The sequence below is a fragment of the Serratia sp. DFXYC6 genome (genome assembly GCF_057196085.1).
The window spans coordinates 712,643-737,165 of sequence record NZ_JBXUNV010000001.1; the positions used below are offsets into that span (position 1 = coordinate 712,643).

Annotated in this window: 22 protein-coding genes, 1 tRNA gene and 1 pseudogene; 17 read left to right on the forward strand and 7 right to left on the reverse strand. The window is 61.4% G+C overall.

The genetic code is table 11. The features are described 5' to 3' along the window. Positions 1-34: 34 nt before the first annotated feature. Entirely contained in the window at positions 35-523 is a 489-nt protein-coding gene (locus AC2CGQ_RS03530) for a GNAT family N-acetyltransferase (protein WP_004928661.1), read from the reverse strand. Between the two features lie 237 nt (positions 524-760). Continuing rightward, a complete protein-coding gene (locus AC2CGQ_RS03535; protein WP_004928662.1) occupies positions 761-1,660 on the reverse strand; it encodes a LysR family transcriptional regulator in 900 nt (299 codons plus the stop codon). A gap of 227 nt (positions 1,661-1,887) precedes the next feature. Here AC2CGQ_RS03535 and AC2CGQ_RS03540 point away from each other — a divergent pair, with 227 nt between their 5' ends. From AC2CGQ_RS03540 to AC2CGQ_RS03560, 5 genes and pseudogenes are all read left to right on the forward strand, one after another. Then, entirely contained in the window at positions 1,888-2,238 is a 351-nt protein-coding gene (locus AC2CGQ_RS03540; RefSeq protein WP_437410701.1) for a cyclophilin-like fold protein, read from the forward strand. 127 nt (positions 2,239-2,365) lie between these two features. After that, on the forward strand, positions 2,366-3,583 hold the full coding sequence (locus AC2CGQ_RS03545) for an MFS transporter (RefSeq protein WP_071591411.1): 1,218 nt from the start codon (positions 2,366-2,368) through the stop codon (positions 3,581-3,583). Positions 3,584-3,599: 16 nt separating this feature from the next. Beyond that, a pseudogene (locus AC2CGQ_RS03550) lies at positions 3,600-3,728 on the forward strand (alcohol dehydrogenase); the annotation flags it as partial. Positions 3,729-3,762: 34 nt separating this feature from the next. After that, positions 3,763-4,791 (forward strand): alpha/beta hydrolase, encoded by a 1,029-nt coding sequence (locus AC2CGQ_RS03555; RefSeq protein WP_484593482.1) that lies wholly within the window; start codon positions 3,763-3,765, stop codon positions 4,789-4,791. Between the two features lie 25 nt (positions 4,792-4,816). Then, positions 4,817-5,803 (forward strand): aldo/keto reductase, encoded by a 987-nt coding sequence (locus AC2CGQ_RS03560; protein ID WP_099982759.1) that lies wholly within the window; start codon positions 4,817-4,819, stop codon positions 5,801-5,803. Positions 5,804-5,998: 195 nt separating this feature from the next. Here AC2CGQ_RS03560 and AC2CGQ_RS03565 read toward each other — a convergent pair whose 3' ends face one another. Continuing rightward, positions 5,999-6,919 (reverse strand): AraC family transcriptional regulator, encoded by a 921-nt coding sequence (locus AC2CGQ_RS03565; protein ID WP_033645505.1) that lies wholly within the window; start codon positions 6,917-6,919, stop codon positions 5,999-6,001. A gap of 105 nt (positions 6,920-7,024) precedes the next feature. On the opposite strand from AC2CGQ_RS03565, the gene AC2CGQ_RS03570 reads away from it, so the two are divergent. Continuing rightward, positions 7,025-7,858 carry an oxidoreductase gene (locus AC2CGQ_RS03570; protein ID WP_004928681.1) on the forward strand — a complete coding sequence of 278 codons (834 nt, stop codon included), beginning with the start codon at positions 7,025-7,027 and terminating at the stop codon, positions 7,856-7,858. 94 nt (positions 7,859-7,952) lie between these two features. Here AC2CGQ_RS03570 and AC2CGQ_RS03575 read toward each other — a convergent pair. The 3 genes from AC2CGQ_RS03575 to dpiA all read right to left on the reverse strand — a co-directional run bounded on the left by AC2CGQ_RS03575 (position 7,953) and on the right by dpiA (position 12,027). Next, positions 7,953-8,028 (reverse strand) — tRNA-Asn (locus AC2CGQ_RS03575). A gap of 114 nt (positions 8,029-8,142) precedes the next feature. Further along, the gene (locus AC2CGQ_RS03580; protein ID WP_484593483.1) at positions 8,143-11,238 is read right to left on the reverse strand and encodes a beta-galactosidase; all 3,096 of its coding nucleotides are present in this window, start codon (positions 11,236-11,238) and stop codon (positions 8,143-8,145) included. Positions 11,239-11,340: 102 nt separating this feature from the next. Beyond that, positions 11,341-12,027, reverse strand: a complete 687-nt coding sequence (dpiA, locus tag AC2CGQ_RS03585) for a two-component response regulator DpiA (protein WP_021505854.1) — start codon at positions 12,025-12,027, stop codon at positions 11,341-11,343. Between the two features lie 313 nt (positions 12,028-12,340). Between dpiA and citC the strand changes: the two genes are divergently transcribed. The 11 genes from citC to dhbA all read left to right on the forward strand — a co-directional run bounded on the left by citC (position 12,341) and on the right by dhbA (position 23,504). Further along, positions 12,341-13,411, forward strand: coding sequence for a [citrate (pro-3S)-lyase] ligase (citC, locus tag AC2CGQ_RS03590; protein ID WP_004940809.1), 1,071 nt, complete (start codon positions 12,341-12,343; stop codon positions 13,409-13,411). Continuing rightward, positions 13,411-13,719 carry a citrate lyase acyl carrier protein gene (gene citD / locus AC2CGQ_RS03595; protein WP_004940811.1) on the forward strand — a complete coding sequence of 103 codons (309 nt, stop codon included), beginning with the start codon at positions 13,411-13,413 and terminating at the stop codon, positions 13,717-13,719. Before citC ends, citD begins: the two co-directional genes overlap by 1 nt. After that, positions 13,703-14,623, forward strand: a complete 921-nt coding sequence (citE, locus tag AC2CGQ_RS03600) for a citrate (pro-3S)-lyase subunit beta (RefSeq protein ID WP_015378441.1) — start codon at positions 13,703-13,705, stop codon at positions 14,621-14,623. The genes citD and citE overlap by 17 nt, the downstream gene beginning before the upstream one ends. After that, positions 14,623-16,128, forward strand: coding sequence for a citrate lyase subunit alpha (gene citF / locus AC2CGQ_RS03605; protein ID WP_484593713.1), 1,506 nt, complete (start codon positions 14,623-14,625; stop codon positions 16,126-16,128). Before citE ends, citF begins: the two co-directional genes overlap by 1 nt. 3 nt (positions 16,129-16,131) lie before the next feature. After that, positions 16,132-16,680, forward strand: a complete 549-nt coding sequence (gene citX, locus AC2CGQ_RS03610) for a citrate lyase holo-[acyl-carrier protein] synthase (RefSeq protein WP_015378439.1) — start codon at positions 16,132-16,134, stop codon at positions 16,678-16,680. Continuing rightward, on the forward strand, positions 16,661-17,545 hold the full coding sequence (gene citG, locus AC2CGQ_RS03615; RefSeq protein ID WP_076740671.1) for a triphosphoribosyl-dephospho-CoA synthase CitG: 885 nt from the start codon (positions 16,661-16,663) through the stop codon (positions 17,543-17,545). Before citX ends, citG begins: the two co-directional genes overlap by 20 nt. Before the next feature lie 25 nt (positions 17,546-17,570). Continuing rightward, the gene (locus AC2CGQ_RS03620) at positions 17,571-19,034 is read left to right on the forward strand and encodes an anion permease (protein ID WP_015378437.1); all 1,464 of its coding nucleotides are present in this window, start codon (positions 17,571-17,573) and stop codon (positions 19,032-19,034) included. A gap of 146 nt (positions 19,035-19,180) precedes the next feature. Further along, positions 19,181-20,410, forward strand: a complete 1,230-nt coding sequence (gene agp, locus AC2CGQ_RS03625; RefSeq protein WP_004940823.1) for a bifunctional glucose-1-phosphatase/inositol phosphatase — start codon at positions 19,181-19,183, stop codon at positions 20,408-20,410. 162 nt (positions 20,411-20,572) lie between these two features. Continuing rightward, positions 20,573-21,265, forward strand: a complete 693-nt coding sequence (locus tag AC2CGQ_RS03630; protein ID WP_021505851.1) for a 4'-phosphopantetheinyl transferase family protein — start codon at positions 20,573-20,575, stop codon at positions 21,263-21,265. 189 nt (positions 21,266-21,454) lie between these two features. Next, a complete protein-coding gene (locus tag AC2CGQ_RS03635; RefSeq protein ID WP_015378432.1) occupies positions 21,455-22,645 on the forward strand; it encodes an isochorismate synthase in 1,191 nt (396 codons plus the stop codon). A gap of 100 nt (positions 22,646-22,745) precedes the next feature. After that, positions 22,746-23,504, forward strand: a complete 759-nt coding sequence (gene dhbA, locus AC2CGQ_RS03640; RefSeq protein WP_031300685.1) for a 2,3-dihydro-2,3-dihydroxybenzoate dehydrogenase — start codon at positions 22,746-22,748, stop codon at positions 23,502-23,504. 1 nt (position 23,505) lies between these two features. On the opposite strand, the gene rarD is transcribed toward dhbA, so the two are convergent. Then, positions 23,506-24,384, reverse strand: a complete 879-nt coding sequence (rarD, locus tag AC2CGQ_RS03645) for an EamA family transporter RarD (protein ID WP_021505849.1) — start codon at positions 24,382-24,384, stop codon at positions 23,506-23,508. Positions 24,385-24,523 lie beyond the last annotated feature (139 nt).

A 24,523-nucleotide genomic window follows, 5' to 3' on the forward strand; every position in this document is an offset into this window, starting at 1 on the left:
TTGTCTCCGAAAATTATGATTAACGGATTGCTGATCAGTCGGATCCTAGCAAAAGACTCATATCAAAACCAGTTATCCGAAAACCAAATTCTTTATATAATTTCAAAGCCCTTTGATTGTCCGGTGACACTCTGAGTTCCACCTCATATGCGCCCTGTTGAGTCAGCTCATTCAGGAATGCACGGATAAAATCCCGACCCATTCCCTTACCCTGAAATTCTGGGAGAAGCATTATATCTGACAAAAAGGCTGAGTTATCTTCCAGGCTGAACCACAGATATCCCGCAGCCTGACCGTCATGTTCATAAGTTCTAAAATGGTTATTCTGAGTATTGATACCCGCTGGCAAGGCTGCTTTAAATGATTTCGACGCCTCTATCTGGGCTTTTTTACGACTGTATCGATGATTTGCCATCAGGTCTTCAACATAGTCATTTAAAGAGAGGCCCCCCCAGAGGCCAAATTCGTCGTCATGCATGGGCCTATAAATTGATTTGGGGATTTTTGACTGTTTTGTTTTCAATTTACTGTCTCATTCTTAATAGCAACGTAACGCATACTTAGTACTATTCTACCGAATTATCCGCCGATTCAGCATGATAAAATTATATCATATAGCTTTGTCAACTGAGCGTAATTTTGCTGACGCCGAAGTCTGCACTTCGCTCAAAGCAGACCCAATGACCACGTAGCCTGTCCGTTGCGTGCCAGAAGCGGACGTTCACGTCCGTTCTTGAAATATTGGCTCGATAATTCAGCGTTAAATTTTCCGGTTAATACGCAACGCATCCACAACGAGTGAAAACGCTGGGGAAGGCTGTTTACGGCTGGGATAATAAAGATAGTAGCCGGGAAAAGGACGGCACCATTCTTCAAGCACGCGGATCAGTTTTCCTTCCTGCAGATGTGTGCCGAACTCCTCTTCAGGTAAAAAGGCAATGCCCAGTCCGGCCAGAGCTGCGTCAACGACGTGTTCCGATGTGTTAAACGTCATTTGCCCTTCAACCCGAACGTGAAATTTACCGTTTTCCTGCTCAAACTCCCAGGCGTAAATTTTCCCCGATTGAACCATGCGCTCATTAATACAGCAGTGTTGCATCAGATCGCGTGGCGTCTGAGGGGCGGCGCACCGGGCAAAATACTCAGGGGAAGCTACAGCCGCCATGCGCAGTTTCGGGCCAATGGGTACGGCTATCATATCTTTGTCGATAGTGTCTCCGAGCCGCACGCCGGCATCAAAACGGTCCGCCACGATATCCCGGAACCCGTGGTTGGCATCAAACTCAATATGAATATCAGGATATTCGCGTAACAGTGGTGTCAGCTTTGGCAGCAGCGTGGTCTTCAGAACATTAGGTCCACATGTAATACGGACGGTCCCCGCAGGTTTATCACGCAGTGCCGTCAGCATGTCCAGCTCGGCTTCAATCTCATCAATACGATGGCCCACAGACTGCAGCAGGCGTTCCCCGGCGGCGGTCACTGACACGCTGCGCGTGGTTCGCGTCAGCAGGCGGATTTGCATCCGTTCTTCCAGCCCGGAAATCGCCTGGCTCAGTGCGGGCTGGGTCACGCCGAGCTGGGCGGCAGCGCGCGTAAAGCTGCCCTCACGCGCCACGGTGACGAAAGAGAGTAAGTCGTTGAGATTGCGTCTGGCCATGCTCGTTTCCGGTCCATTTATAAATTTTACTTATAAGGGTATTAAGTATTCATTAGCTAGTTAACCCGCTGCATATTGGTAACAATAATGCGATGAAAAAGTCAACGCTAACCCTTATGCAAAACGCTTACTGCAGAACATCACTGCTGCTCCTTGCCGGCCTGCTTTTCGTCACGCAGTCCGCTATGGCGGGTGACAACGACCGGGGAGTGGCGCAGGAGACGCTTATGAAAATTGAGATCATTGTGGAGGGAGAAACCGCCACCGCCACCCTCTTTGATACGCCGACAGGCCGGGACTTTGCGTCTTTGCTTCCCCTCAGCCTGACGCTGGAAGACTATGACGATATTGAGCGTATAAGCGACCTGCCGCGCAGGCTTTCCACGGTGCAGGCACCGGACGGCATGACGCCGGAAGCCGGAGATATCACTTACTACGCGCCCTGGGGCAACCTGGCGATTTTTGCCCAGGGCAGGGCTTACGCCCGTTCACTGATCCCGTTAGGGAAAGTGGATTCCGGACTGCCGATCCTGCAGCGCCACGGACCTCTTGCGGTGCAGGTCAGGGTCGCCAACTGACCCGCAGCACCTTCCGTACCGCGATTATCCCCCTTATCCCGTCTCCGTATGCCGTTTCAGCTCTTCCTGCAGCGCTGAAGGCTCCGGGGCACAGACTTCATGTTATCTACTGAAAAGAAATCCCTGAATGAGTAATAAGACAGACGAAAACAGAAAAAAAAACACCGGAAGCGGGAAACAGCCTGCGCACTGGAGTGGTGTCTTTGCCATGACGCTGTGCGTCTTCGCCCTGATCGCCTCCGAATTCATGCCGGTCAGCCTGCTGACACCGATGGCGCAGACCCTTCGTGTCACCGAAGGCATGGCCGGACAGGGCATCGCCATTTCCGGGGCATTTGCAGTGGTAACCAGCCTGTTTATTTCCGTGCTGGCAGGCACGCTTAACCGGAAAACGCTGCTGCTCGGCCTGACCTGCATGATGGCAATTTCCGGTGCTGTTATTGCGATGGCACCCAATTACCTGACTTATATGGCGGGCAGGGCTCTGATTGGCATCGTAGTCGGCGGGTTCTGGTCGATGTCGGCAGCCACGGCGATGCGTTTGGTTCCGGTGCACCGAGTTCCGCTGGCGTTGGCCATTTTTAACAGCGGCAATGCACTGGCCACGGTCATCGCGGCCCCTTTGGGCAGTTGGCTCGGTTCGGTGATCGGCTGGCGCGGGGCCTTCTTTTGTCTGGTGCCGGTCGCGATCGCCGCGTTTATCTGGCAGTTGTTCAGCCTGCCCTCCATGCAGGTCACCCGGCAGAGTAACGGTGCCAGCAATGTCTTCACGCTGTTTCGCCGTCGAGTGGTCACGTTAGGCATGCTGGGCGTCGGCATCTTCTTTATGGGGCAGTTCACGCTCTTTACCTACATCAGGCCTTTCCTTGAAACGGTGACGAAGGTGGATGCTTCAGTGGTCACCCTAATCCTGCTGGTTATCGGTGTCGCGGGTTTCATCGGCACCACGCTGATTGGCAGAGTGCTGAAACGCGGCTTCTACTCGACCCTGATAGCCATTCCGGTGCTGATGGCCATCACCGCGCTGGCACTGATCGCTTTTGGCAGTCAGGTGGCCATCGTGATGGTGCTGCTCGGGTTGTGGGGGCTGATTTCTACCGGTGCGCCGGTGGGGTGGTGGGCCTGGGTACCGCGTATCTTTCCGCAGAATGCCGAAGCCGGCGGCGGGCTGATGGTGGCAATGGTCCAGTTATCCATTGCGCTAGGTTCAACGGTAGGGGGGCTGCTTTTCGATCACCACGGCTACCAGAGCACTTTCTTGGCCAGCGTCACGATGCTGCTTATCGCGGCCGGGCTGATTTTCCTGACCTCACGCGCAGACACCTCTGCCAGAGACCATTCATAAACCCTGGAGTTATGTCATGACAGGTAAAGCTTACGGTGCCCATGCGGGCACACTGCCGCTGGAGCCGATGGATATCACCCGTCGCGCCTCCGGCGCCCGTGATGTGCAGATTGATTTCGCGTTCTGCGGCGTCTGCCATTCGGATAACGCCACCCTGGCTTAATGATAAGGAGACCATCATGAAAAAATTTACGTTAGCGCTGGGGCTGTTGATCAGTGCATTTGCTTCCTCTGCGGCGGATATGTCCCGTGGGGCCGATAATTTTTATAAAAGCGATAAGGTGACGCAGCAAAAAGTCACCTTTAAAAACCAGTATCAGATGGCCGTGGTCGGCAACCTGTTTATCCCGAAAAAGATGAACCAGAATACCCGACACCCGGCGATCGTCGTTGGTCACCCGATGGGAGCCGTTAAGGAACAGAGTTCGAATCTTTATGCGCAGAAGCTGGCGGAGCAGGGGTTTGTCACGCTGGCTATCGATCTCTCTTTCTGGGGAGAAAGCGAGGGCAAACCGGGGCACCTGATTTCACCGGAAATCTACACAGATGATTTCAGCGCGGCGGTTGATTATCTAAGCACACAGCCGTTTGTTGATCCGGATAGCATCGGTGTATTAGGTATCTGCGGCAGCGGAAGTTTTGTTATCAGTACTGCCAAGATTGACCCGCGTATGAAAGCCATTGCCACCGTCAGCATGTATGACATGGGGGCTGCATTTCGCAACGGCCTCAACCATTCCCAGACGCCGGAACAACGAAAGGCCTTTATCCGGTCAGCCACAGAGCAGCGTTTAGCAGAGTTTCAGGGAGGCGAGACGGCCTACATTCCCGGTACCGTGAATACACTGGACGCTTCAACGCCGGATATTCAGCGTGAGTTTTTCGATTTCTACCGCACCGAACGCGGTGGTTACACCCCGAAGGGTGAGAAAGAAGCACTGACGACGAAACCGATGTTGAGCAGTATCGGCAAGTTTATGAACTTCTATCCGTTCAACGATATTGAAACCATTTCACCGCGTCCGATGCTGTTTATCACCGGCGATCGGGCTCACTCAAAAGAGTTCAGCGAGGATGCATTCAAACGCGCCGGTCAGCCTAAAGAGCTTTATGTCGTACCGGGCGCAGGGCATGTCGATCTCTATGATCGTACCGACGTGATCCCTTTTGACAAACTGACAGACTTTTTCCGTAAGAACCTGCAATAACACGTTCAGTTAAGGAGCATCTGACATGAACTATAAACATCTGGGTCGTACCGGCCTGCGGGTGAGCCGCATCGGTCTCGGTACCATGAATTTCGGTGAGCTGACGGATGAGCCGGCCAGCTTCAGGATCATGGATGAAGCCGTGGATGCGGGTATCAACTTTTTCGATACCGCTGACGTCTATGGCGGACCGCAGTCACCGGATATGGCAAAGGGGTACGGGACATCCGAAGAAATCATCGGTAACTGGTTGGCGCGCAGTGGCCTGCGTGACCGAATCGTGCTGGCCACGAAAGTTTACCAGCCGATGGATACGGGCCCGAATGACAAATATCTGTCCGCTTACCATATTCGCCGGGCCTGTGAGGCCAGTCTGAAAAGACTGAAAACGGACCATATCGATCTCTACCAGATGCACCATATCGACCGGAACACCCCCTGGGAGGAAATCTGGCAGGCCATGGAACAGCTGATCCGTGAGGGTAAAATCAGCTACGTGGGCAGCAGTAACTTTGCCGGCTGGGATATTGCCACCGCACAGTGCACGGCTGATGCGCGCAACCTGCTGGGGCTGGCATCGGAACAGAGCCTTTACAACCTGACCCAGCGCACGGTTGAGCTTGAAGTCATTCCGGCACTGCGCCATTACGGCATTGGCCTGATCCCCTGGAGCCCGGTCGGGATGGGGATGCTGGGTGGCGTGCTGAAAAAAATTGCCGATGGCCGCCGGGCAACACCGCAGCTGCAGGCACAAATCAATCGCTTGCGGTCGCAACTGGAGGCCTGGGAAACGCTGTGTGATGAGCTGGGGGAGGCGCCCTCAGACGTGGCGTTGGCCTGGCTGTTGCAGAACCCCGTGGTTACCGCTGTGCTCAGTGGTCCGCGCACAGCTGAACAGCTCCGTCAGAATCTCAATGCCCTGACGTTGTCCCTTTCAGGCGATACGCTCAAAAGACTGGATACCATCTGGCCGGGACCGGGTGGGGAAGCCCCTGAAGCCTACGCATGGTAACCGTTATCCGTGTTAACAATGACCGGCCTTCGGGTCGGTAAGTACGTTATTTCAGTCAAATTTATTTATTACCTGAAGATGTTGTTCTTTGCTTTAATACTTTGATGTCCGCTCTCGCTCATAGCGGACTTTCTCCCCAAGTGCCGATCCGCCTGGCGCCAGAAGCGGACTATCGTTCGCCTGACCACATAAGCCTCAGTGCGATGAAACAAATACCGAGGCAGGCTGCGCGGGCGGAATGGCGAAGTGACGCTGCATGCGTTTTATCTCCTCTGCCGGTGGTAGGCCAAACAGACGTTTGAATTCTCGATTAAATTGCGATGGGCTTTCATAGCCAACGGCGTAACTCGCGGCGGCGGCGGTGATTTGTTGGCGCACCATCAGCATCCGTGCCTGGTGCAGGCGTACCGATTTCACATACTGCATCGGCGGCATCTGCGTTATCGCTTTGAAATGGCTATGAAAGGTCGGCACGCTCATGCCGGCCCTCATCGCCAGCTGCGTCAGCGTTAACGGCTCCGCGTAAGCTGCATGGATGTGCTGCAACGCTTTACCGATTTTGCCAAACTGGCCCTGCAAGGCCAGAGCGGCACGCATTGCGTTGCCCTGTGCGCCTGTCAGCACGCGAAAATAAAGCTCACGCACCCGCGCCGGGCCGAGGATCGCCGCCTCAAGCGGGTTGGTCAGGACGTCAAGTAAGCGAAGAACGGCCATTTTTACCCTGTCGTCCATCGGGCTCGACATCATGCTTTGCGGTGCGACGGGAGGATGCGGGGCGCCATGCTGTTCAATCTGCAACATCAGTTCAGCGGCAAGCTGAAAATCCAGATGCATATAAATCGCCAGCAGCGGATGTGCTGCCGACGCGTCGGTTTCCATCACAAACGGCACCGGCACCGAAACCGCCAGGTAGTGCTGCTCATCATATAAATAGGTTTGTTGACCGAAATAACCGCGTTTGCTGCCCTGGCAGACAATCACGATCCCCGGATCGTAAAGCACCGGCGTTCTGGCAAGCGGGCGATCGGAACGCAAAATTCGCACATCAGGTAGGGCAGTGAGGTTGTATCCCTCTTGCACCGCAAGTCTATTCATCAGGGCAATCATGTCGGACATCCCACCACCTCATAAAATCAGGCAATAAAAAGAGAAGATACGGCCTAAAAATGCGGCAGAGCAGAGAATACCATGCAACCTTCATGGTTCATGGGAGTTCTTTTTATGGCATCTGCAAAAACGATTTTAATCACCGGCGTCAGCAGTGGCTTTGGCCAGGCGCTGGCGCGGGAAGCCCTCGCCGTAGGACATCGGGTTGTAGGGACGGTGCGCAACAGCGAAGCACTGCAGGCTTTCGGCGCGCTCGATACGCAGCGGGCTTTTGGCTATCTGCTTGATGTCACGGACGTTGAGCGTATTGATGAGGTGGTTGGAGAGATTGAGTCCGCCGTCGGTCCGATAGATGTGCTGGTGAACAATGCCGGTTACGGCCACGAAGGCATTCTGGAAGAGTCCCCGCTTGCAGAGCTGCGCCGCCAGTTTGACGTCAATGTGTTTGGCGCGGTGGCGATGATCAAAGCCGTGCTACCGGGCATGCGCCAGCGCCGTCGCGGCCACATTATCAATATTACCTCAATGGGCAGCTTCATTACCTTGCCCGGTATCAGCTATTACTGTGGCAGCAAATTTGCACTGGAAGGGATATCAGAAACGTTAAGTAAAGAGCTTGACCCGTTCAACATCTACGTGACCGCAGTAGCGCCCGGCTCGTTTCGAACGGACTGGGCCGGGCGTTCAATGGTGCGCAGCCCTCGCCGTCTCCCGGACTATGACGCGTTATTTGAACCTGTTCGTCAGGCGCGTCAGGAAAAAAGCGGTAAGCAACTCGGCGATCCGATTAAGGCGGCTCACGCCATGCTGGCAGTGATTGAGAGCCGGAACCCACCCACGCATCTGTTGTTAGGCAGTGACGCATTAAGTTTGGTGCGGCAAAAGCTCGAGGCGTTAGGTCAGGAAATTGAACAATGGGAGAAACTTACCCGTTCAACGGATGGCTGACCGGTTTCGGGTAGAGAGTGTCGGGGATACTCGAGCATAGCCGCCCAACAGCAAAAAGCCCGCTCAGGTTTCCCTGAGCGGGCTTCTCTAAATATGGCTCCTCTGACTGGACTCGAACCAGTGACATACGGATTAACAGTCCGCCGTTCTACCGACTGAACTACAGAGGAATCGTTGGAACGGGGCGAATAATAGCGAGGCGCCGTCGGCATGTCAAAGGCGGATTACACATTCTGTGACTGTTTGCTTACAGAATGCGCAACCCGTTGAGTTTTTTGGCAGATTTAGCCCTCGGGCGCCCGTTGCAGGCGCAGTTGATAGCGGTAAACGCCGGCGGTGAGCAGGTAATCCCGGTGCACGCTCGGGCTCCAGGAGTCGTCGCCGCCCACCCCCATGTGGAAGCCGTCCAGGTGCAGCCAGGTGCCTGCTTCCGGCTGCAGCAGATGCTGGTGGCTGCAGGCCATCAGCTGTTGCAGGCCGTAGCGGCTGAGCGAGAAGTGGAAGCGGCCGTCGATGCGCCAGCCGCCGTAGCGCAGGCTGCGGGTGTCGCAGCGCAGGCCGTTCTCGCCGGGGAAAATATACGGCGTGTGCAGATCCGCCAGCGGCAGGCGCCAGCGCCCGTGCTGCGCGGCCAGGCGGCGATCCGGGTAGTTCTCGTGCGGGCCCAGACCCAGCCATTCCGCCTGCGGCTGCACCGTCGCCAGTTGGCAGTTCAGGCCGATGCGCGCCGGCGGCGGCAGGGCGTCGGCCACCTCGACCTCCACGTTCACGCTCACCGCGCCCAGCGCGTCGAACAGCCACTGCTTGCGGCTAATCAGCAAAATCTGCCCGTCCACGCCGAACTGGTGTTCGCCCACCACCCGCACGCCGTTTTGCAGCGCATCGGCCTGCAGCCGCGTGCAGCGCTCCTCCAGCCGGTACAGGCCCGCCAGCTTCCAGCGTTCGACCCAGGCGTTGGGATCGATATGGTCCGCCTCGCTGACGCCGATGTCGTTATCGATCGGCGCACGCGCAAAGCCGTCGCGCAGTGGCGCCAGCAACTGCGGCTGCTCATTCTGCCACCACTGCGTCAGGTGGCCGCTGCTGCGCTCGAAGCGCCAACGCTGGTCGCCGTGGGTGAGGGTCAGCCCCTGATCGTCTTCAATCAGCGTGGGCGGCACGCCCTGCGCCGGCGGCGGCGCGGGATGCAGCGCGCGTGGCACCCGCCACTGATCCCAGGCGCAGCGGTGGTGCGCTTCGGACCAGTCGGTGGCCTGCGGTTGCACCACCTCCACGTTCAGCCACAGCTCGCCGGGCTGATGCAGCATCGGCAGGCGGTCGAGCAGGGTAAAGCGGGCGCTGCCCTGTGGCGGCAATGTCAGATCGAGGCTGCCGCTGGCGCGCTCCACGCCGTCCAGCTCCAGCCGCCAGTTGAGCTGTTCGTTGTCGGTGTGGCGGAACAGGTAATCGCTGGTGACGGTCAGCGTCAGCGAGGCGGCGTCGAAGGCGAAGCGGAACAGCTGCTGCGCCCGCTGCGCTTCGAACAGCGCCGGGTGCGGGGTGCGATCCGCGAACACCAGCCCGTTCAGGCAGAACTGGCGATCGTTGGGGGTGTCGCCGAAGTCGCCGCCGTAGGCCCAAAATTCCTCGCCGCGCTCGTCACGCTTGATCAGCGCCTGATCGACCCAGTCCCAGACAAAGCCGCCCTGCAGGCGCGGATGTGCATGGAACGCGCGCCAGTAGCGCTCGAAACCGCCGAAACTGTTGCCCATCGCGTGGGCGTATTCGCACAGGATCAGCGGGCGCGGCTCCTCCGGCAGGCCGATCCACTTGCCGATCGCCCATTTGGGCACCGCCGGGAACGGCTGATCCTGATCCACTCGCGCGTACATCGGGCAGATGATGTCGGTGGCGGCGGTGTCGGCGCCGCCGCCTTCATATTGCACCGGGCGGGTCGGATCCTGGCTTTTCACCCAGCAGTACAGCGCGTCGTGGTTCACGCCGTGGCCGGACTCGTTGCCCAGCGACCAGATAATGATGCAAGGGTGGTTGCGATCGCGCTGCACCATGCGGGTGACGCGCTCGCTCATCGCCGGCAGCCACAGCGGATCGTCAGCCAGCCGGTTCATCGGCTGCATGCCGTGGGTCTCGATATTGGCTTCGTCCACCACGTACAGCCCGTAGCGATCGCACAGCCGATACCACAGCGGGTGGTTGGGATAATGCGAGCAGCGCACCGCGTTGAAGTTGTGCTGCTTCATCAGCAGGATGTCGTGGCGCATCGTCGCTTCGTCCATCACCTGGCCGTGGCGCGGATGATGCTCGTGGCGGTTAACGCCGCGGATCAGCAGCGGCTGCCCGTTAAGCTTCAACAGCCCGCCGCTGATTTCCACCTGGCGGAAGCCGACGTCATAGGCTTCCACCTCGATAATCTCCCCCTTGGGGGAGAGCAGGGCGACGGTGGCGCGATACAGCGCGGGCGTTTCGGCGCTCCACAGCGCCGGGCGTTCCACCGGCAGGCGCAGCGTGACGCGATCGTCATAGGCGCCGCGTTCGTCCACGATCTCGCCGCCGAGCGGCTGGGTGCGCTCGGCCACCCGTGCACCATCGCGCCACAGCTGCACCTGCACCTGCACCTGCAGCGGGCCGGGCCGGCTGGCGCGCGCCGTCACCACCAGTTCGCCGCAGGTAAAGCCGTCATGCAGCGGGGTGGTGATGCGCACATCGCTCAGGTGCGCGGCGGGTTTGTGCAGCAGGCTGACGTCGCGGAAGATGCCGCTCATGCGCCACATGTCCTGATCTTCGAGATAGCTGCCGTCGCACCAGCGTAGCACCATCACCGCCAGCCGGTTTTCACCCGGCTGCAGCCACGGGCTGAGATCGAACTCCGCCGGCAGGCGGCTGTCCTGCGAATAGCCGACCCAGTGGCCGTTGCACCATAAATAGAACGCCGAGTTGACGCCGTCGAAGATGACGCGCGTCTGGCCGGCGGCCAACCAGGCCGGATCGACGTTGAAGGTGCGCGAGTAGCAGCCGGTGGGGTTGTCTTCCGGCACGCGTGGCGGATCGACCGGGAACGGGTAGCGCACGTTGGTGTAGATCGGCGCGTCGTAGCCGGCGAGCTGCCAGTTGCCCGGCACCGCCAGCGGGGCGGCGTCCGGCAGATCTTGCTGCAGCCAGCCTTCCGGCGCCGCCTCTGGGCGCGGGAAGTAGCTGAAACGCCACTCGCCGTTCAGCGACCGGCGGCTGGCGCTGGGGGCATCGTCGCGCGCGTCTTCCACCGTGCGCCAGCTGGCGAACGGCGGGTGGGCGTCCAGCCGGCGGTAGTGGGTGCAGGCCGGGTTTTGCCAGTCACGGCGGGCGAGGATCTCGGACAGGGAAGCTAGGGGTTCAGCGGGCATCGGCGATCGTCCAGTCGGCTAGGTGATGCTCACCAAGATGCTGACCGGCGCATAAAAAGTAAAGCGGTTACACGCAACCTTGCAAGGGCGATCAAATAACCGCTAATGCGGCTCGCCAGCGCGGTAGATCCGCTGTGGGCGGCCCACCTTGCCGTAAATGATCTCGGCGCGCAGCTGCTGCGCGGCGGTGCAAAACTCCAGATAACGGCGCGCGGTGGTGCGGCTGAGCCCCATTTTTTGCGCAACGCTTTCAGCGGTGTGGCGCGCGGCGGGCTCGGCGAACAGCGCGCGGACCTTGCCGAGCGTCAGCTCGTCGATGCCGGCGGGCAGCGCCGCCTGCTGTTCGCCGCGGGCGTAGGTGTTGAACATCTCGTCGATGCGGCGCTGGTTAAGGCGCGCTTTGTCCTTCAACGCTTCGCGGCGCTGGCTGAAGCGCTGCAGCGTCTGGCTCAGCCGGTCATAGGCCAGCGGTTTGATCAGGTAGTCGAACACGCCGTAGCGCAACGCCTCGGCCACGGTAGCCATGTCGCTGGCGGCGGTGATGAACACGATGCCGCCGCGATACCCGCTCAGCGTCAGTTCGCGCAGCAGGGTGATGCCCTGGCCGTCGGGCAGAAAGTTGTCCAGCAGGATCAGGTCCGGCTTGAAGCGTTCGGTCATGGCGCGCGCCTGCGCCAGCGTGCCGGCCAGCCAAATCTGGCGGCAGCCGCCGTTCTGGCGGATAAACTCCGCGTGCATCTCCGCCAGCGGCGTTTCGTCTTCAACGATCAGGATGTTCAGCCATTCCATAGTGCGACCCGTAATTGCAATAAAAATGCTAAGTGAATGTAAGTGAATTGCGGCGCCAAATAAAGATTATCTCAATAATAAACACCATAAGATTAATTAAGAAAATAAAGAACATTAAATAACTTATTAACCGGGATCGGTTTGTGAAATAGGTCAATAATCCGCGTTTTTTTTCTGCTTACCATGGGTTTATTGAACGAGAGGGTGATTTTATCTTCATGGTTTTTAAGGTTTTAATTGCCATTTCCGATGTTAATTAAAATGCATTTTTGTATTTCATTTGTTGTTTGCCAGTTAACCCAGAGAGCGTGTTATGTTAGGCGATGCCGTATTTAATCGGGTAAAGCGATCGGATCATAAAGCGATTTCAGAAATAAGCGCCTTCTTGCGCAGTAACGATCTGAATATCGATACCACGGTTGAAATATTTATTACCGTTACCCAGCACGACAAATTGGTCGCCTGCGGCGGCATCGCCGACAATATTATCAAATGCGTCGCCATCAGCCCGCTGATGCGCGGCGAAGGCTTGGCGCTGGCGCTGGCGACCGAGCTGGTGAACCTGGCCTATGAGCGCCATCACACCCAGCTGTTTATCTACACCAAGGTGCAGAACGAGCCGCTGTTTCGCCAGTGCGGTTTCTACCCGATTGCCACCGTGCCGGGCATCGTGGTGCTGATGGAAAACAGCCCGTGCCGCCTGAAACGCTACGCCGCCCAACTGGCGAGCCAGCGCCGGCCGGGCGACACCATCGGCAGCATCGTGATGAATGCCAACCCCTTTACCCGCGGGCACCAGTATCTGGTGCGTCAGGCGGCCAAGCGCTGCGACTGGCTGCACCTGTTTCTGGTGAAGGAAAATACCTCGCGCTTCAGCTATGAAGACCGGCGCCGGCTGGTGCTGGCCGGCACTGCCGACATCCCCAACCTCACGGTACACGAAGGCTCGCAGTACGTGATCTCGCGCGCCACCTTCCCCTGTTACTTCATCAAGGACCAGGGCGTGGCCGACGACTGTTACACCGAAATCGATCTGAAGATCTTCCGCCAGTATCTGGCGCCCGCGCTGGGCATTACGCACCGCTTCGTCGGCAACGAGCCGTTCTGCGCGGTGACCGCGAAATACAACCGCGACATGCGCTACTGGCTGGAAACGCCGGCGCTGCCCAGCCCGCCGATCGCGCTGGTGGAAATCGAGCGTTTGCAATATCAGGGCACGGCGATCTCCGCCTCCTGGGTGCGCAAGCTGCTGGCGGCGGGGGACTTCCACGCCGCCGCGCCGCTGGTGCCGCCGGACACCCTGTACTACCTGCAGGATCTGCAAACGCAGCGCCGGGCCAAGGCGGCCCCGCATCCTTTTGAGTCCGCACAATCAGGTGAATGATGAAAATTATCCGAGAAGCAATGGCCGGCACGCTGGAATCCAGCGATGTCATGGTGCGCATCGCGCCCGCCGAGGGGCCGCAGCACGATCTGCTGATCGCCAGCAGCGTGGAAAAACAGTTCGGCGCGGCGATCCGTCGCACCCTGCTGGAAGTGCTGCAGCGTTATGAGGTGGAGCCGGTGCAGGTGATCGTCGACGACAAAGGGGCGCTGGACTGCGTGCTGCGCGCCCGGCTGGAAACCGCGCTGATGCGCGCCTGCGAGGGTGGCCAACTGCCGTGGGAGGCGAAAGATGAAAACGCTGAATAAAACCCGGCTGCGCCGCAGCATGTTGTTCGTCCCCGGCGCCAACGCGGCGATGGTCAGCAACGCCTTTATCTATCAGGCCGATGCGCTGATGTTCGACCTGGAAGACTCGGTGATCCTGCGTGAAAAAGACGCGGCGCGCCGGCTGGTGTACCACGCGCTGCAGCACCCGCTATACCAGGAGGTGGAAACCATCGTGCGCGTCAATGCGCTCGACTCCGCCTACGGTCTGGCGGACCTGCAGGCGGTGGTGCGCGGCGGCGCGGACATCGTGCGCCTGCCGAAGACCGACAGCGCGCAGGACGTTATCGACATGGAGCGCGAGATTGCCGCCATCGAAGCGGCCTGCGGCCGGCCGGTCGGCAGCACCGGGCTGCTGGCGGCGATCGAATCGGCGCAGGGCATCACCAACGCGGTGGCGATCGCGCACGCTTCACCGCGTCTTATCGGCATCGCGCTGGGGGCGGAAGACTATGTACGCAACCTGCGCACCGAACGCTCGCCGGAAGGCATCGAGCTGCTGTTCGCCCGCTGCTCGCTGCTGCAGGCGGCGCGCGCCGCCGGCATTCAGGCGTTCGACACCGTCTACTCCGACGCCAACAACGAGGCCGGTTTCCTGCAGGAGGCGGCGCTGATCAAACAGCTCGGCTTCGACGGCAAATCGCTGATCAACCCGCGCCAGATTGAGCTGCTGCACAACCTGTACGCGCCGACCGCCAAAGAGGTGACGCACGCGCAGCGGGTGGTGGACGCCGCCGAAGCGGCGGAGCGGGAGGGGCGCGGCGTGGTGTCGCTGAACGGAAAAATGGTCGACAGCCCGGTGATTGAACGCGCCCGGCTGGTGCTGGAGCGCGCCGCGCTGTCCGGCTTACGGGAAGAACCGGCGCAGCACGGGGAGGAAGCATGATGAACCGCCAACAACGATTGATGACCTTCGCCAACCCGGCGGATCTGCCGGGCTATCAGGACGTTTCCAAAGCCAACCTGCAGGCGCGCAAACCGCGCGATCTCAAGCTGTGCGACTCCTTGCAGGAAGCGGTGCGCCGCAGCGGGCTGCAGGACGGCATGACCATTTCCTTCCACCATGCGTTTCGCGGTGGTGATTTGACGCTCAATCAGGTGATGGAGACGCTGGCGGCGATGGGGTTCCGCAACCTGACGCTGGCCTCCAGTTCGCTGACCGATTGCCACGCGCCGTTGGTTGAGCATATCCGCCACGGCGTGGTGAGCCGCATTTACACTTCCGGGCTGCGCGGCTCGCTGGCGGACGCCGTTTCGCGCGGGCTGCTGGCGGAGCCGGTGCAAATTCATTCGCACGGCGGCCGGGTCAACCTGATCGAATCCGGCGAGCTGAAGATAGACGTGGCCTTCCTCGGCGTGCCGGCCTGCGATGAGTTCGGCAACGCCAACGGCTACAGCGGTGAAGCCTGCTGCGGCTCGCTCGGCTATGCGCGGGTGGACGCCGAGGCGGCGGGCACCGTGGTGCTGCTGACCGAGCAGCTGGTGCCGTATCCGCATCATCCCGCCAGCCTGGCGCAGGATCGGGTGGATCTGATCGTGCAGCTGGAGCGGGTGGGCGACGCCGACAAGATCGGCGCCGACGCCACGCGCATGACCTCGAACCCGCGCGAGCTGCTGATCGCCCGCCGCGCCGCCGAGGTGATCGCCGGTTCAGGCTACTTCACCGAAGGGTTTTCGCTGCAAACCGGCACCGGCGGTGCCTCGCTGGCGGTGACCCGGTTCCTGGAGGACAAGATGCGCGCCCGCGGCATTCGCGCCGCGTTCGCCCTCGGCGGCATCACCTCGACCATGGTGGATCTGCACGAGAAAGGGCTGATCGGCAAGCTGCTGGACGTGCAGAGCTTCGATCGGGCGGCGGCGACCTCGCTGGCGCGCAACCCGCGCCATATCGAAATCAGCGCCAACCAGTACGCCAACTTCAGCTCCAAGGGCGCCTCGGTCGATCGGCTCGACGTGGTGGTGCTGAGCGCGCTGGAAATCGACACCGGCTTCAACGTTAACGTGCTGACCGGCTCCGACGGCGTGCTGCGCGGCGCGTCCGGCGGCCACTGCGACACCGCCGCCGCCGCGCGGCTGGCGATCATCGTCGCGCCGTTGGTGCGCGGGCGCATCCCGACGCTGGTGGAGCAGGTGACTACCTGCGTCACGCCGGGCTCCAGCATCGACATTCTGGTGACCGACCACGGCATCGCCGTCAACCCGGCGCGGCCGGAGCTGGCGCAGCGCCTGCGGGAGGCCGGACTCGAGGTGGTGAGCATCGACTGGCTGCGCGCCCGCGCGCTGCAGCTGACCGGTGAACCGCAGCCGATCGCTTTTACCGACAAGGTGGTGGCGGTGGTGCGCTACCGCGACGGTTCGGTGATCGACGTGGTGCATCAGGTGGCGGAGTAACCGATGGCCGCCGTCGATCCTCAACTGGCCGCCGAACGCGCGGTCAGCCTGCCGGAGCTGCTCACCAGCCGCGAATGCCGCCAGGCGCGCCAGCAGGCGTGGCTGGCGCAGCACCAGTGCACGCTGCTGGTGCTGACGCTGGTCGTCCCCGGCCCGGTGAAGGACAGCGCGCTGACGCGCGGCATCTTCAACCTCGGCTGGGCGGCGCTGCTGCGGCTGTGCGCCGAACAGGGATGGCCCAGCCCGCAGGCCGAGGCGCTGGCGCTCGCCACCGGCTGCGAAGGTTTTGTGGCGCTGCGCGCCGACGCCCAGCGGGTGAAAGATTGCGCCATGCAGCTGGAGGTGAGCCGCCCGATCGGCCGGCTGTGGGACATCGACGTGCTGGATACGCAGGGGCGCATTTTGTCGCGCCGCGACATCGGCCTGCCGGAACGGCGCTGCCTGCTGTGTGGCCAACCGGCCAAGATCTGCGCCCGCCAGCGGCGGCATAGCAGCGAGCAGCTGCTGCATGAAATGGAAAGGATGTTCAACGATGCGCTCTCTGCCGATTAACCTGCCCGCCCGCCGTGCCGAACCGGCCTGCGACTTCGCCCGCGCCGCCTTTCGCGCGCTGCTGGTGGAAGTCAACCTCACGCCCAAGCCGGGGCTGGTGGATCGCCATAACACCGGCGCCCACCGCGATATGGATCTCGGGCATTTTTACCGTAGCGCCCGCGCTATCGGCGTGTGGCTGCCGCGCTTTATCCAGCGCGGGCGCGAAGACGCGGCTCTGCCGGCAGAACAGCAGCTGGCGCGGCTGCGGCCGCTCGGCCTGGCCTGCGAAAACCAGATGTTTCGCGCCACCGGCGGCATTAACACCCACAAGGGCAGCGTGTTTTCGCTCGGGTTGCTGTGCGCCGCCTTCGGCCGCCTGCAGCAGCAGGGGCGCGCCATCGGCGCAGCGGCGCTGTGCGCCGAAACGGCGGCGATGTGTCGGGGGCTGGTGGACCGCGAGCTGCGGCGCAACAACGCCGGGCAGACCGCCGGCCAGCGGCTGTTCGCGGCCTACGGCCTCAGCGGCGCGCGCGGCGAGGCGGAGGCCGGTTTTCGGCTGGTGCTGGATGGCGCGCTGCCGCTGTATCGGCAACGGTTGGCCGCCGACGGCGACGAACAGCGGGCGCTGCTGGACAGTCTGCTGTGGCTGATGGCCCACAACGGTGACACCAACGTCGCCTCGCGCGGCGGCCTGCAAGGGCTGCGCTGGCTGCGGCGCCGGGCGGCGTTGCTGCTGGCGCAGGGCGGCTCGGCCGGGGAGGCGGGCCTGGCGCGCCTGCGGCGCTTCGATGCCGACTGCATTGCCCGCAACCTCAGCCCCGGCGGCAGCGCCGACTTGTTGATAGTGACCTGGCTGCTGGCGCAGCTGGGTGCCCAAGAATAATAACCAAGCCTTCAGGAGAGTCCCTATGTCCCAAACCCAGGAAAAGATCTGGAAAGCGATAGCGCCGCTGGCGGTGCTCGCGATCCTGTTATTGATACCGGTGCCCGACGGCATGCCGCCGCAGGCCTGGCACTACTTCGCCATCTTTGTGGCGATGATCGTCGGCATGATTCTGGAGCCGATCCCGGCCACCGCCATCAGTTTTATCGCGGTGACCGTCAGCGTGCTGAGCGCCAACTGGGTGCTGTTCGGCGCGCAGGAACTGGCGGAGCCGGGCTTCAAGGCCGGTAAAGAGGCGCTGAAATGGGGGCTGGCGGGCTTCTCCAGCACCACCGTCTGGCTGGTGTTCGGCGCCTTTATTTTTGCGCTGGGCTACGAGGCCACCGGGCTGGGGCGGCGCATCGCGCTGTTCCTGGTGAAGTTCATGGGCAAGCGCACGCTGACGCTGGGCTATGCGGTGGTGATCATCGATATCCTGCTGGCGCCGTTCACGCCGTCCAACACCGCGCGCACCGGCGGCACCGTGTTCCCGGTGGTGAAAAACCTGCCGCCGCTGTTCGACTCTTTCCCTAACGATCCCTCCTCGCGCCGCATCGGCGGTTACCTGATGTGGATGATGGTGGTCGGCACCAGCATCAGCTCCTCGATGTTCGTCACCGGCGCCGCGCCGAACGTGCTGGGCATCGAGTTCGTCGGCAAGATCGCCGGGGTGCATATCAGCTGGATGCAATGGTTCCTGGCGTTCCTGCCGGTCGGCCTGCTGCTGCTGATCATCGCGCCGCTGATCTCCTACTATCTGTACAAACCGGGCGTGACCCACAGCAGCGAAGTGGCCGCCTGGGCGGATACCGCGCTGGGGGAAATGGGTAAGCTGACGCGCAAGGAATACACCCTGATCGGCCTGGTGTTGCTCAGCCTGTGCCTGTGGGTGTTCGGCGGCAAGGTGCTGGACGCCACCGCGGTGTGCCTGTTGGCGGTGTCGCTGATGCTGGCGCTGCACGTGGTGTCGTGGAAAGAAATCACCAAATATTCCAGCGCCTGGAATACGCTGGTTAACCTGGCGACGCTGGTGGTGATGGCCAACGGCCTGACGCGCTCCGGCTTTATCGACTGGTTCGCCCAGACCATGAGCACCCACCTGGACGGCTTCTCGCCGAACATGACGGTGGTGGCGCTGGTGCTGGTGTTCTACTTCGCCCACTACCTGTTCGCCAGCCTGTCGGCGCACACCGCCACCATGCTGCCGGTGATCCTGGCGGTCGGCAAAGGGCTGCCGGGCGTGCCGATGGAGCAGCTGTCGATGCTGCTGGTGCTGTCGATCGGCATCATGGGCGTGCTGACGCCGTACGCCACCGGGCCGGGGGTCATCATCTACGGCTGCGGCTACGTGAAATCGAAAGACTACTGGCGCCTGGGCGGCATTCTCGGCGTGGTGTACATCGCCGCGCTGCTGCTGATCGGCTGGCCGATCATGAGCCTGTGGTACTGAGTTGACGCACAGCGGCCGCCGCCCGGTGGCCGCTGGTACGATCTTTTCCCGTGAACCCTGTCACACACTTGTCACACTAACCCCGCCATCATACTCAGGCAAACGCTAACACCTTAAAAATAATCATTTTCCGGGAGCCTCTGCGGATGAGAAAAAAAACGTTATTGCTGTGCCTGCCCTTGTTATTCACCGGGAACGCGCTGGCGGAAGCCGGCGGTTATCAACTGGAACAGGTGCTGGTGATGAGCCGCCATAACCTGCGCGCGCCGCTGGCCAACAACGGCAGCGTGCTGGCGCAGTCCACGCCGAAGGCCTGGCCGGCCTGGGAAACGCCGGGCGGCCAGCTGACCACCAAGGGCGGGGTGCTGGAAGTGTACATGGGGCACTACTTCAACGCCTGGCTGAAGCAGACCGGCCTGTTGCCGCAAGAGGGCTGCCCGACCGCCGGCAGCGTGTACGTCTACGCCAACAGCCTGCAGCGCACGGTGGCCACCGCGCAGTTCTTCAGCAACGGCGCGTTCCCGGGCTGCGACGTCAGCGTGCACCATCAGGACAAGATGGGCGAGATGGATCCGACCTTCAACCCGATCATCACCGACACCGGCGAAGCCTTCAACCAGCAGGCGCTGGCGGCGATGAACGCCGCGCTGGGATCGCTGAAGCTGGACGCCTCTTATCAACAGCTGGCGAAGATCATCGATTACAAGGATTCCGCCGCCTGCAAGACCGACAAACACTGCGATCTGACCAAAGAAGCCAGCGTGATGAGCGCGGTGCCGGGCAAAGAGCCGGGCGTCTCCGGCCCGCTGCGGGTGGGCAACTCGCTGGTGGACGCCTTTATGCTGCAGTACTACGAAGGTTTCCCGATGAAAGAGGTGGCCTGGGGCAAAATCGTCACCCCGCAGCAGTGGAAGCAGCTGGCGCAGTTGAAAGACGGCTATCAGGATTCGCTGTTCACCTCGCCAGTGGTGGCGCAAAACGTCGCCAAGCCGCTGCTGACCTACATCAACAACGCGCTGCTCGGCGAGCGTAAACCGGACGCGCCGAAGCTGACGGTGCTGGTCGGCCACGATTCCAATATCGCCTCGTTGCTGTCGGCCATGCAGTTCCAGCCGTATCAGCTGCCGCAGCAGTACGAGAAAACGCCGATCGGCGGCAAGCTGGTGTTCCAGCGCTGGCGCGACGCGCAGAACAGCCGTGAATTGCTGAAGATCGAGTACGTCTATCAGTCCACCGAACAGCTGCGCAAGGCGACGCCGCTGACGCTGCAAACCCCGCCGCAGCGCGTGACGCTGGCGCTGAAAGGCTGCCCGATCGATAAAGACGGTTTCTGCGCCTGGAGCGATTTCGAGAAGACCATGAAAGGCATCTTGTAATGCCCGGCCTCTCTCCCGAATGCGGGGGAGAGGCATTTTCCCCACTTCGTCCAACGCGCCGCCGCGCGGGACTTAACGCCATTTATTTTGCCCAGGGTCATTGTTGCAGGCCGTTTCGGGGGCTAACATCATCAGCCTGCCTGCTTATCATGGATACCGCCGTTGCCCACTTTTATCCGCAATATCGAATTTTTCACGCCGGACGGTTATCCGGGCCAGGTGGCGCGCTGCCATTTTGCGCTGGCGGATTACCGCGACGAGAGTTATCCCGAGGCAGGTTTTACGTTGCCGGACCATCTGGCGCGCGCGGTGCCGAAACGCCGTGCGGAGTATCTGGCCGGACGTGTTCTGGCGCGCCAGCTGCTGGCGCCACTCGGTTTCGCCGACTTCACCCTGGCGCGCGGCGAAGACCGCGCGCCGCAGTGGCCGCCGGGCATTGCCGGGGCGTTGAGCCATAATTCGCATACCGCGCTGTGCGCCGTGCACCGCGAGAGCGGGCTGGGCGGCGTTGGGCTGGACGTGGAGACGTTGCTGTCCGTGGAGCGAGCTGAGGAGCTGTGGAGCGCGATCGTTTCACCGGCGGAGCGCGAGGCGTTGCTGGGCGAAACGCTGCCGTTCAACGCGCTGCTGACGCTGACGTTTTCCGCCAAAGAGAGCCTGTTTAAGGCGCTGTATCCGCAGGTGCGTTGTTACTTCGATTTTCTTGATGCGCGCATGACGGCCGTGGATGTGCAGCGGCAGACGTTCGTATTAGAGCTGCTTAAGACATTGACGCCGCATTGCCCCGCCGGGCGCCGGTTCAGCGGGCATTTTTGGCGTGAAGGTGACGACGTCACGACCTTTATTTTTTGCTAAAATTCAATAATAACAATGTGTTATTTCTTTTCGTGCCGTAACGCGAATTTGACGCAGCGGGCGGAAAGATTCATTCATCGGAGATTGACCCACGGTGGGGAACCGGTGTAATTTACCATCCCTTTACAGCTAATGATAACTATTCGCATAAACATTATCATTGGTGAGGCGCAACAAAGGAGTGGTCTTGTGGCGACACTGACGACAGAAAACCAAACCTTCCCCGGGTTTGCGTACGCCGAACAATCGACCTTTTTGTACCGATCCGAATTCCGTTCCCTCTCCGCCAGCGGCGTGTTCGAGCGCATTGAGACGCCGGCGTTCGGCGGCGAGCAGGAAGACAGCGCGCTGGCGCAGCATATCCGCCAGGCGTTGGCGCGCGCCAAAGCCGCCGGCCAGGCGGCACCGGTGGTGGTGGGCGCCATTCCGTTCGATACGCGCCGGCCTTCCAGCCTGTACGTGCCTGAAAACTGCCAGTTTGTCGCCAACGACAGCTTTACCCGCGCCGCGCGCCCGATGCTGCAACAGCCGCATCGCCTGGTCGCCTGCACCAGCATTCCGGACGAGCCGCGCTTCAAGCACGCGGTGGCGGAAGCGGTCAGCCGCTTCAAACAAGGCAAGCTGGACAAGGCGGTGCTGTCGCGCATCCTCGACATCGAGCTGGAGCAGCCGGTGGCGGGCCACCAAATCCTCAATAACCTGATGGTGCAGAACCCGACCGGATACCACTTCTCCCTGCCGCTGGCCGATGGCGGCGTGCTGCTCGGCGCCAGCCCGGAGCTGCTGATCCGCAAGCAGGGCGGCGAGATCCACACCAATCCGCTGGCGGGGTCGGCGCGCCGTCAGGACGATGCGCGGCAGGATCGCCTCGGCAGCGAGCGCCTGATGCGCTCGACCAAAGACAAATACGAACACAAACTGGTGATCGACGACATTCGTCGGCGCCTGGCGCCGCTGTGCGCCAGCCTGAGCGTGCCGAGCGGCCCGTCGCTGCTCAGCACCGGCACCATGTGGCACCTGTCCACCCGCATTCGCGGCGAGTTGCTGAATCCGGCGCTCAACGTGATGCAGCTGGCCTGCCTGCTGCATCCGACGCCGGCGCTGTGCGGCTTCCCGACCGAGAGCGCCCGCCAGCTGATCGCCGATCTGGAGCCGCACGATCGCGGCCTGTTCAGCGGCATCGTCGGCTGGTGCGACGCCAACGGCGACGGCGAGTGGGCGATCGTCATCCGCAGCGGCCTGCTGCGCGGCAACCGGGTGCGGCTGTTCGCCGGCGCGGGGATCGTCGCCGCCTCGACGCCGCAGTCCGAGTGGATGGAAACCGCCGCCAAACTGGGCACCATGCTCAACGCTTTCGGCCTGAACAGCGGCGCGCTGTAGGGCCACTTTGCGGCGCAGCACGCCGCATCATATGCTTTTCGCAGGAGACAACGATGAACAACAACATGACCCGGCTGTGCGCCCGGATGGCGGTGCGCGCATGAGCATTCAGATGGATTTCACCGGCAAACGCGTGTGGGTGACCGGCGCGGCGCGCGGCATCGGCGAGCAGATCGCCCGGCATTTTTTGACGCAGGGCGCCGAGGTGGTGGGGTTTGACCGCGAGTTCGCCAACCCGGATCTGCCTTACCCTTGCGTGACGCTGGACATCAGCCGGCCGGAGCAGGTGGAGGCGGTGTGCCGCCAACAGCTGGCGGAAAACCCGCGACTGGACGTGTTGGTCAATGCCGCCGGCATTCTGCGCATGGGCAATACTGAAGATCTGAGCGTGGATGACTGGCACCAGTGCATCAACGTCAACGCCTCGGGGGCGTTTTACCTGTTCCGCGCCGTGCTGCCGCACTTCAAGGCGCAGCGCAGCGGCGCGATCGTCAGCATCGGCTCCAACGCCGCGCACGTGCCGCGCGCGCAGATGGCGGCCTACTGCGCCTCCAAGGCGGCGCTGACCAGCCTGAACCACTGCGTGGGGCTGGAGATGGCGCCGTTCGGCGTGCGCTGCAATCTGGTGTCGCCGGGCTCGACCGACACGCCGATGCAGCGCGGCATGTGGCAGACCGACGATGCACAGCAGCGCACCATCGCCGGCTTCCCCGAGCTGTTCAAACTGGGGATCCCGCTGGGTAAAATCGCCCGCCCGGACGAGATCGCCAACGCGGTGTTGTTCCTGGCCTCCGACTTGGCCAGCCACATCACCATGCAGGATATCGTGATCGACGGCGGCGCCACGCTGGCCGCCTGAGTCAGACCCGCTGGCGGCGCAGCAAGTGTTGCGCACCCTCCGCCGCCAGCAGCAGCACCGCCAGCCAGATCGCCAGATAGGTTGGCCACTCGCTTTGGCTGATGCTCTCGCCGAGCAGCAGCGCGACGATCACCAGCAGCACCGGTTCCACATAGCTCAGCAGGCCGAACAGGCTGAACGGCAGCAGGCGGCTGGCGAGGATGTAGCACACCAATGCCACGGCGCTGATGACGCCGAGCAGCGGAATGCGCCAATACAGCTCGGCATTGCTCTGCAACGCCGCGGCGCCACCGTCGCCGAAGGCGAACCAGGCCGCAGCCGGCAGCATCAGCGCCAGCTCGCACCACAGCCCGCCGAGATTGTCGGTGCCGAAACGCCGCCGCAAAATAAAGTAGAGCGGATAACCCAGCGCCACCACCAGCGTCGGCCACGACACGCCACCCGCCTGATACAGCTCATTGCCCACCCCCACCATGGCGCATGCCACCGCCAGTTTTTGCAGCAGCGACAGCCGATCGCGGTAAATCAAACGGCCCACCAGCACCATCGTCAGCGGCAGCAGAAAATAACCGAGCGATACGTCGAGCGCCTTGCCGTGCAGCGGCGCCCACAGGAACAGCCACAGCTGCACCCCCAGCAGCGCCGAGGTGAGCAGCAGGCCCAGCAGACGCGGCGGCCGTTGGCCGATCCAGGCCAGCGTGTCGCCCACCTTGCGCCAATCGCCGGACAGCGCCATGAACAGCGTCAGGAACGGCAGCGTCAGCAGCGTGCGCCAGCCGTAGACCTGCTCGCCGTTCAGCGGGGTGAGGGTAGAGGTGAAGTAATACATCGCGCCGAACAAGATGGAGGCGACGACTGAAAGAGTGATGCCCTTAATCACACGCATTCCTGGTGAGTGATTGATTTTATGGCGGCTACTGTAGAGAAATTTGCCGCCAACAACAATGGCGCCGCCGGGCGCTGGACAATCGGCGGCGGCGGGTTACAATGGATACTGTGTATTCATACAGGCTTTGGCG